The 1,034-nt window shown below is 61.6% G+C and carries 1 protein-coding gene and 1 pseudogene; one reads left to right on the forward strand and one right to left on the reverse strand.

What is annotated here, in order from left to right; genetic code table 11:
- A pseudogene (gene prfC, locus EN943_RS37135) lies at nucleotides 1-429 on the forward strand (peptide chain release factor 3); the annotation flags it as partial.
- A gap of 130 nt (nucleotides 430-559) precedes the next feature.
- On the opposite strand, the gene EN943_RS37140 reads toward prfC, so the two are convergent.
- On the reverse strand, nucleotides 560-1,030 hold the full coding sequence (locus tag EN943_RS37140; protein WP_027039696.1) for a VOC family protein: 471 nt from the start codon (nucleotides 1,028-1,030) through the stop codon (nucleotides 560-562).
- Nucleotides 1,031-1,034: the final 4 nt, after the last annotated feature.

The raw sequence follows: 1,034 nt of genomic DNA on the forward strand, positions 1-1,034 counted from the left end.
CCCGAAATCCTGCGCCGCGTCCGCCTCGGCGACGCCATGAAGGCGAAAAAACTCAAGGAAGCGCTGCATCAGATGGCAGAGGAGGGGGTCGTGCAGCTGTTCTCGCCCGAGGATGGCTCGCCGGCCATCGTCGGCGTCGTCGGCGCGCTGCAGCTCGACGTCCTGAAGGAACGGCTGAACTTCGAATACACGCTGCCGGTGGAATTCGAGATGTCGCGCTTTTCCGTGTGCCGCTGGATATCAGCCGACGACAAGGCCGAGGTCCTGCGCTTCATCGAAGCGCATCGCGGCGACATCGCCCGCGATCTCGACAACGATCCGGTGTTCCTCGCCCAGCACGCTTTCTCGCTGAACTACGAAGCGGAACGCTGGAAGGCGATCACGTTTGCCACGATCAAGGACTATCAGGTCCGCGACAGAGCGGCGTAGGCGCCAGTTTTTCCTTCTCCCCGTTCACGGGGAGGTGAGGAGTGGTCCGCGCAGCGGGCGAAAAGCCAATTGCTTGGCTTTTCGAACGAGGAACGCCCGAAGGGCGGATGAGGGGCGGCGCGACCCGTGACTATCCTCTAGCCGCCTCTTCGATCTTGGCGATGTCGATCTTGCTCATCTGCATCATCGCCGACATCACGCGGCCGGCCTTGGCCCGGTCCGGATCCAGAAGCAGGCGCGGCAGCTGCTCCGGAACGACCTGCCAGGAGACGCCGAATTTATCCTTCAGCCAGCTGCATTGCGACGGCTGGCCGCCACCTTCGATGAGCTTGTCCCAGAAGTAATCCACCTCTTCCTGCGTCTTGCAGTCGATCGACTGCGACATCGCCTCGGTGTGCTTGAACTGCGGTCCGCCGTTGAGCGCCTGAAACTGCACCCCGTCGAGTTCAAACGTGGTCACCAGCACTTTGCCTTCGTCGGCGTGGCCTTCGGGCCAGCGCATCACGCTCAGCACCTTCGAATTCTTGAAGATGGAGACGTAGAAATTCATGGCCTCTTCGGCCTGGCCGTCGAACCACAGGCAGGTGGTGATCTTTTGCATGTCG

This window comes from Mesorhizobium sp. M7A.F.Ca.US.006.01.1.1 (genome assembly GCF_003997935.1).
Taxonomy (GTDB): Bacteria; Pseudomonadota; Alphaproteobacteria; order Rhizobiales; family Rhizobiaceae; genus Mesorhizobium.